A 7,906-nucleotide genomic window follows, 5' to 3' on the forward strand; every position below is an offset into this window, starting at 1 on the left:
GATCGAGTTCCTCGAACTCCACCCGATCCTCCAGGACCCGTCCCAGCATCGTGTCGCTGATGACGGAACTCTGTTCGTAGATCTCTTTCTCCATGAAGAAACGGTAGCCGTCTTTCTGGGCCATGGCTTTGTCGGCGGGCAGGGGCTGTGTCGTGACGGGTTTGGGGCCGTTGCTGTCACAGAGCTCCACTTCGCCGGGTTTGGCGAAGCCGTATTCGCCGTCTTCGAGATAGTAGGCCTCTTTGGCTTTGCCGATGACCGCCGTATCGGAGGAGGCGAAGTAGATCTCCTCCCCGTCGAAGGCGATCAGCAGCGGCGAACCGTTCTTGGCGAAGAAGATCGTCTCGGGCGCCGCTTCGCTGATGAGGAGGATGGCGTAGGCTCCCTCCAGACGTTCGATGGTGGCTTTGAAGGCTTCGAAGGGTTCGAGGCCCTCCTGGATCTTCTGCTCGAAGAGGTGGACGATGGTTTCGGTATCGGTCTGGCTCAGGAAGCGGACCCCCTGGGCCTCCAGCTCCTTTTTGAGCGCCTGATAGTTTTCGATGATCCCGTTGTGAACCACATAGCTGAAAGCCCCCATATGGGGGTGGGCGTTGAGCTCGGTCGGTTTGCCGTGGGTGGCCCAGCGGGTGTGGCCGATGGCGGCACCGGGGCCTTCACTGGTAAAATCGGCCGCTTTCTCCCGCAGGTTTTTGAGCTTGCCTACCGCTTTGAAGTGGGTCAGTTTTCCGCCGCTGATGACGGCGATTCCCGCCGAGTCATATCCCCGATACTCCAGCTCCGCCAATCCGTCGAGCAGGATCTCTTTTTTCTCTTTGGGGCCGAGATAGCCTACGATTCCGCACATAACTACTCCGTTGTCGTCAATTCTTGAACAATCTTGTCGATATTATGACAGAAACTCCCGTTCTTTTCGATAAGGAAGAGATCGTTGACCCGCCCTTTGAGGGTGTGGATCTTGGCCGAGGCAATGTCGACTCCCAGCCGGTCGAAGAGATCGATGAGATAGGCCAGCAGGCCCGGCTGATCGGCGGCTCTGAGGCGGAGCAGGGCGTACTCCTGGGAGTGTTCGCAGTCCGTTTCGATCTCCTCCCGTTTGACCTGGGGCTTGGGAAGCTTGAGATCGGGATGAGGCAGAAGCGACTCCTGAATGATCGTATCGAGTCTCGGGATTTCGCTCTCGTCCAGCCGATCGTTGAAGTCGATCTTGAAATATTTCAATCCGCCCCAGAGTTTGACGATCTCCATGGCGACCACCTGGAGGCGTGAGAGGCGGTGGAGCAGCCAGGCCAGGTTGAGATCGTGACGGCGGATCACCTCGACGGTGAGGTTCTGTTTGTTGCTGATATGGGAAGTGTACTCCTCCATACTCGCCGCCGCTTTGGCGATGGCGATGATCCGGCGGGTGCTGTGACGGATGAAGAAAGCGTTGGAGGGGATGGAGAGGATCTTGTTCTGGAGGCTTTTGGGGAGTTCCCGAAAGGCCCGGGAGTTTTTGAGCCGGTCCACGGCCCGGAGGCGTTTGGCGGTCTCGTCCAGACGGTTTTCGTATTTGAGCGCCTCCAGGGACTGATGGTAGAGGATCCGCAGGAGCCGGGCGCTGTGACTGTTGTAGACGTCGGTGCCCACCCCTTTCATATCGGCGTAGGTGAGGATGTAGATCATCTGCAGGAGCTTTTGGTTCCCGAAGCGGGAGACGAAGGCCAGAACGGTCTTTTCGCTGTAGATATCCTCCCGCTGGGCGGTGACGCTCATCAGGGTATGGTAGAGGATGAGCATGCTTCCCGCATCGATAAGCGGTGCACTGAAGCCCAGTTTGGCGGCAAAAACCCGGAAGAGAGAAGCCCCCACCAGGTGGTGATCTTTTTTGCGCCCTTTGCCGGCATCGTGGAGCAGAGCGACCACCTTGAGCATCGCCTGTTCCTCCGGCTCCAGATTGTCGAAAAGCTCGGCGATAAAGGGATCTTCGATGCTCTCCATATGGCGCAGGGTCTCGACGCTGTGGCGGTCGACGGCGTAGCGGTGGTACCCGTCGAACTGGGGCAGATCGATCACCTTTTTCATCGGGGGAATCATGTAGCCCAGGATCCGTGCCTCCACAAAAGCCTCCAGGACGGAAGCGGCTGCCGGACGCTCAAAGGTGTGTCGCAAGGTCCGGTAAAGCGTCTCATCGGGCCGCTCGGGACGTTCGGCATGGATGAGAGCATGCAGGAGCTCCGGATGGATACGGAAGGGCTCGGTCGCCTGCCGGTTGAGCTCCTCGACGAGGGGATGGAGTTTGCGGTGATGAACCTCGGGAAGGTAGCAGCTCGCATAGAGTTCGGGCAGATAGTCGCCGATGAGCCGCTCCAGCCAGATCCGGCTGTAGAGATGGATGGTCCGCAGCGCACCGGTGATACGACGGGCGAGGCGGAGCTGCCCCCGGTAGCTCTCGGGGAACTTCAGGAGCCGGGCCAGGTCCGGCAGCAGGTCCAGTCGAACCTGATCCACCTTTTTCCCGGCGACGATATGCAGGGCGGTCCGTACCCGAAAGAGAAACTCCAGCGCGATGCGGTACTCCCGGTAATCCTCGGGATCGACGATCCTCTCGTCCAGTTCCCGGATTCTGGGGACATTGTAGAGGAGCTTGCCCATCCAGAAGACCATGTTGGCGTCCCGGAACCCCCCGACGCCCTCCTTGAGGTGGGGCTCCATGGTCAGGGGATAGCGTTTGTGCTGGGCACGGCGCTCCTCGACCTTGAGCCGGATGAACTCTTCGGGGTTTTCCTTTCGGATCTCGGTGAGGGCGTTCTCGATCCCGGTCCAGAGGAATTTGGAGCCTTCGATGAAGCGGGATTCGAGAAAGGCGCTTTTGATGGTGATATCCTCCCTCGCCACCACGGGCAGGTCGGCCAGCTCGTGGACCCGATGCCCCAGCTTCAGGCCGCTGTCCCAGAGCAGGTAGAGCATCTTTTCGATCAGGGGCTGGGTCTGATAGCCGGGGATATTTTCATAGACGAACATCAGGTCGATGTCGGAGTGGAGGCAGAGCTGTTCTCTGCCGTAGCTTCCCAGGGCGACCAGCGTGACGGGGAGGTGGTTTTTGAGGGGGGTGTAGTGGCCGAACATCTCCCGAACGGCGACCTTGTAGGCCAGCCGGATCACGGTATCGATGGTGCGGGTGTGTCGGGCGAGGAAATCCTTGCCCCCGGTTTCGGCAAAGGTCTGGGGCAGGGTGGCGAAATACTCCTTGAGATAGCTCTTGATCACTTTGGCGATCTCGAAGTCGGGAGCGTTCTCATAGAGCAGCTCTTCGACACGGGTATTGAGGGTACGCATTCATTTTCCTTGGCAGAAGTATTGGGTGCCGGGTGTCAAACGAGTGCTCCGAAAAATTTGCAAAGATTGGGTTTCGTCATCCTGAACTTGATTCAGGATCCATGGTGTCATGGGAATTTAAGGCTCCGGATTCCGGGTCAAGCCCGAAATGACAAAGATTTTCAGAGCACTCGAATCGGGCAACGGCCAGCGTAAAATATTTGGGTTATAATAGCGCAATTTTAAACCCGGCCGGCATGTCAGAACTTTTCTGAAAAATAACCGGTTTCACTCGATAGCTCTGGCAGTCGCGAATGTGAGAAGCGTTAAGCAAACGATACCTGCGTATCGTTTGTAGCTTCGAAACCGGAGCGGTCGGAGCGTAGCGAAGCCGTGGAGGCTGAGCACCCATTAGAGGCAAGCGCTCCTTTGTCGCCATCGAGTGAAACCTCTCTTTGGAGAATTGTTTTGACATGATTAGGAATATCGGGTTAAAGAGAGGATGGTAGAAGTGGTGGTGGCAGCAAAGGAACTGATCGAAAAGGTCAAAGCGGGTGAGCGTCTGGGACAGGAAGAGGGGGAAGCCCTCTACGACCTGGATCTGATGACCCTGGGAGAGCTGGCGGACGGGATACGCAAAGCGCGCTACGGCCGCAAAAGCTTTTTCAACGTCAACCGACATATCAACCCCACCAATGTCTGCAAAGACATCTGCAAATTCTGTGCCTACAGCGCCAGCCGCAAAAACCCCAACCAGTACACTTTGACTCATGACGAGATCCTGGCCATCGCCGACGAAGCTGTGGAGCGGGGAGCCAAAGAGGTCCATATCGTTTCGGCTCACAATCCCGAGGTAGGGATCGACTGGTATCTGGGGGCATTCCGCAAGATCAAGGAGGCCCACCCCGAGCTGCATGTCAAGGCTCTCACCGCGGCGGAGGTGAACTTCCTGGCCGAGAGCAACGGGCTGAGCTACGATGAGATGATCGATCGGATGGTTGAGAGCGGGGTGGACTCCATGCCCGGGGGCGGAGCGGAGATCTTCGACGAAGAGGTGCGGGACTATATCTGCAAAGGCAAAGTCAGCAGCGAGAACTGGCTGGAGATCCATCGCAAGTGGCATCAGCGGGGGAGAGAGTCCAACGCCACGATGCTCTTCGGCCATGTGGAGAAGCGGGCCCACCGGATCGACCATATGCTTCGGCTGCGCAATCTCCAGGATGAGACGGGCGGCTTCAACGCCTTCATCCCTCTGGTCTATCAGCGCCAGAACAACTTCCTGAAGGTCGAGGAGTTTCCCACCGCCCAGGAGATCCTCAAGACCTACGCCATCAGCCGAATCCTGCTGGACAACATTCCCCACATCAAGGCCTACTGGGCCACCTCCACCGTCGGCCTGGCGCTCCTGGCCCAGGAGTTTGGCGCCGATGACCTGGACGGGACGATCCAGAAAGAGTCGATCCAGTCCGCCGCCGGGGCCGCCAGCGCCCACGGGCTGCCGCTGGAGGAGTTTGTAGCGTTGATTCGCAACAGCGGGTTTGTTCCCGTCGAACGCGACAGCCTGTATAATGAACTCAAAGTTTACGATGAGGAATAACCGATGGTCCTGATGATCGACAACTACGACAGCTTCACCTACAACATCGTCCAGTATTGCCGGGAACTGGGCGCCGATCTGCGGGTGATCCGCAACGACGAGCTCACGGTCGACCAGATCGCCGAGCTGGGGGCGGAGAAGATCATTCTCTCCCCGGGCCCTTCGACCCCCGACGACGCGGGGGTGACCCTGGAAGTGATCGAGCGTTTTGCCGGCGAAACGCCCATCTTCGGAATCTGTCTGGGGCATCAGAGCATCGCCCAGGCCTTCGGCGGCGAAGTGATCCGGGCCAAGAATATGATGCACGGCAAAACCTCCCAGGTGAAAGTGACCGCTGAAAGCCCGATCTTTCGGGAATTGCCCGAAGAGTTTAGAGCGACGCGTTACCACTCCCTCACCGTCAACTCCGAGAACCTTCCCGACCGGATCGTCCCCACCGCCTACAGCACCGATGACGGAGAGATCATGGCGTTGCAGATCCGGGATCTGCCGGTCTACGGGGTCCAGTTTCACCCCGAGTCGATCATGAGTGAATACGGCCATGAGATGCTGGACAATTTCCTGAAGCTCTGAGATGATCGGAATCTGGCGCAACGATCGTTTCTTTTACGGTTTTCTCCTCTTCTATATGACGGGGATTGCCGCCCTGATTCTGACGACCCCCCTTTCTCCTACCGAAGCGCAGCTCTTTTACCGCGATGAGTGGAGCCCCGCGATCTGGATCGCCCGGATCCTCCATCAGTACCTCCCCGGTCCACTGGGCCTGCGTGTGATTCCTTTTCTCCTCGGGGGAGTCAATCTCTGGCTCTTTTACCGGCTCCTTCCGGACTATTTTCCGCGGCTGGAAGATCGGCGCTTCACCCTGGCGATCTTTGCGATTCTGCCGGGAGTGATCGCCGCCAACGTCCTCCTCAACGATGCGGTTTTCGCGCTGACCTTGACACTCCTTTTCCTCCTGGCCTACCGGGAAAAGATCTTCTGGCTGGAGCTTCTGGCCCTGGTCCTGCTGCTGAGTACCGCTACGGCGATGTTTGCCCTCTACCTGGCGGTAGCGCTCTACGCCTTCGTCCGGCGGGAGTATCGGCTGGGGATCGCGGCGGCGTTGCTGCTGGTTCTCTCTCTGGCGACAGGCCTCTACAGTATCGGAGGGCATCCCCAGGGGCATCTGCCCGAACTCTTCGGGATTGATGCCGCGCTCTTCTCCCCGCTCTTTTTTGTCTACTATTTCTATGCCCTCTACCGGGTGGCCCTGGTGGGGCCCAGGGATCTGACCTGGAGCATCGCGTTTGCGGCCCTGGCCCTTTCGATACTTCTTTCGATTCGCCAGCAGGTCCTCATTGTCGATTTCAGCCCCTATCTGCTGGCGGCGACAATGATCCCCGTCCGGGTCTATTTTTCGAGCATGCGGGTGCGGATGCGGCGCTTTCAGACCCGGTATCGACTCGCGGGGGCGGTGGTCCTGGCGACGCTGGTTCTCAGCAGCGCGGCGGTGGCCCTGCATCGGCCTCTCTATGTTCTGCTGGGACGTCCGAGCCACTTTTTCGCCGCGCCGCTCTATGAGATCCCGGCCCGGGTGGAGGCGCTGAAAGCCCGGGGGGTTCGCTGCCATTCTCCTGTGAAGAGACGTTACAATGCGCTTTATCGGTTCTACGGTCTGCCTGCCTGTCCTGCCGAAAAGCGCTCTTCCGATACGTTCTGAGCCCCAATCTTTTTCATCCCCTGTTCCCAAAATACACAGCTTCCGCCAAAAAGTGGCGGCCCCTTTTTGACTTTCATAAGTTTGAAAGAATCTAATGATAAAATCTAGCCAACCCTAACCAGACAAAGGAGAAGCCGATGGCTCAACGAGCAATACGCGAATATGACGGAAAGCAGCTCTTTGCCAAGCATTGGAACGAGTATTTCGACGGGTTCCACTACCCCTTCAAGTCGGTCCTGGTCACCAGCGCCGACGAACTGCGCGAGAAAGCCAAAGAACACGGATTCGAGTGGCTCAACCAGGAACCTCTGGTCGTCAAGCCCGATATGCTCTTCGGAAAGCGTGGGAAGAACGACCTGGTCCTCTTCAAAGTCAACAAGCCCGGTGACGTGACACTGGAAGATGCCGCCAAATGGATCGAAGAGAAACAGTCCCACGATGTGACGCTGCTGAGCGGTCAGCACGGCCATCTGACTCATTTCATCGTTGAGCCCTTTACGCCCCACACCCAGGATCAGGAATATTACATCGCCGCCACCACCGTCGGAGAAGATGATGTGCTCTATATGTCCGCCGAAGGAGGAATGGAGGTCGAAGAGGGATGGGACGAGAAGGTCAACGAAGTCCGCATTCCTATCAATATGAAAGAGGCCGATATCGAAAAGGCGATCCGCGCCAACGTTCCTGACGATATCCCCGCCGAAAACCGTGAAGCCTTTGTCTCCTTTGCGATTCAGTTCTTCAAATTTTTCCGGGATATGCACTTCGCCTATCTGGAGATCAACCCGCTGGTTCTCATCGGTACCGACGCCCACATCCTGGACCTGGTGGCTCGTCTGGACGATACCGCCGGCTTCCTGATGAAAGAGAAATGGGGCGACATCGAGTTCCCCACTGCTTTCGGCATGGAAGAGCAGTCTCCCGAGGAAAAGGCGATCGCCGAAGCCGACAGTAAGTCGGGAGCTTCCCTCAAACTGACGATCCTCAATCCCCAGGGACGGATCTGGACCATGGTAGCCGGCGGCGGCGCTTCCGTCGTCTACGCCGATACCATCGCCGATCTGGCCGGAGTCAAGGATCTGGCCAACTACGGGGAGTACTCCGGAGGCCCCACCACCGGAGAGACCGAGTTCTACGCCGAGACGATCTTCGATCTGATGACCCGCTACCCCGGTCCGCGGGGCAAGCTCCTCATCATCGGCGCGGCCATCGCCAACTTTACCGATTTCGCCAAGACCTTTACCGGGATCATCAACGCCCTGGAGAAGTGGGCCCCCAAGCTCAAAGAGAACCACACCAAGATCTACGTACGC

The 7,906-nt window shown here is 58.0% G+C and carries 5 protein-coding genes and 1 pseudogene; 4 read left to right on the top strand and 2 right to left on the bottom strand.

All coding sequences use genetic code 11. The features are described 5' to 3' along the window. Both F8I07_RS00325 and F8I07_RS00330 read right to left on the bottom strand, forming a co-directional pair. A pseudogene (locus F8I07_RS00325) lies at positions 1-847 on the bottom strand (glutamine--fructose-6-phosphate transaminase (isomerizing)); the annotation flags it as partial. A 2-nt stretch (positions 848-849) separates the two neighbouring features. Then, a complete protein-coding gene (locus F8I07_RS00330; protein WP_292654244.1) occupies positions 850-3,318 on the bottom strand; it encodes an HD domain-containing protein in 2,469 nt (822 codons plus the stop codon). A gap of 481 nt (positions 3,319-3,799) precedes the next feature. On the opposite strand from F8I07_RS00330, the gene mqnE reads away from it, so the two are divergent. From mqnE to F8I07_RS00350, 4 genes are all read left to right on the top strand, one after another. Continuing rightward, on the top strand, positions 3,800-4,894 hold the full coding sequence (gene mqnE / locus F8I07_RS00335) for an aminofutalosine synthase MqnE (RefSeq protein WP_292654247.1): 1,095 nt from the start codon (positions 3,800-3,802) through the stop codon (positions 4,892-4,894). A 3-nt stretch (positions 4,895-4,897) separates the two neighbouring features. Further along, positions 4,898-5,467, top strand: a complete 570-nt coding sequence (locus F8I07_RS00340; protein WP_292654249.1) for an aminodeoxychorismate/anthranilate synthase component II — start codon at positions 4,898-4,900, stop codon at positions 5,465-5,467. A gap of 1 nt (position 5,468) precedes the next feature. Beyond that, positions 5,469-6,593, top strand: coding sequence for a hypothetical protein (locus F8I07_RS00345; protein ID WP_292654252.1), 1,125 nt, complete (start codon positions 5,469-5,471; stop codon positions 6,591-6,593). 137 nt (positions 6,594-6,730) lie between these two features. After that, a partial coding sequence (locus F8I07_RS00350; protein WP_292654255.1) for an ATP citrate lyase citrate-binding domain-containing protein occupies positions 6,731-7,906 on the top strand: 1,176 nt, incomplete at its 3' end.

This window comes from Nitratifractor sp., assembly GCF_015487065.1.
In the GTDB taxonomy this organism is placed as follows: Bacteria; Campylobacterota; Campylobacteria; order Campylobacterales; family Sulfurovaceae; genus Nitratifractor.

Bases quoted from the DNA above. Each gene is read 5' to 3' on its own strand.
- F8I07_RS00330 (WP_292654244.1), bottom strand. From the start codon at position 3,318: ATGCGTACCCTCAATACCCGTGTCGAAGAGCTGCTCTATGAGAACGCT.
- mqnE (WP_292654247.1), top strand. From the start codon at position 3,800: ATGGTAGAAGTGGTGGTGGCAGCAAAGGAACTGATCGAAAAGGTCAAA.
- F8I07_RS00340 (WP_292654249.1), top strand. From the start codon at position 4,898: ATGGTCCTGATGATCGACAACTACGACAGCTTCACCTACAACATCGTC.
- F8I07_RS00345 (WP_292654252.1), top strand. From the start codon at position 5,469: ATGATCGGAATCTGGCGCAACGATCGTTTCTTTTACGGTTTTCTCCTC.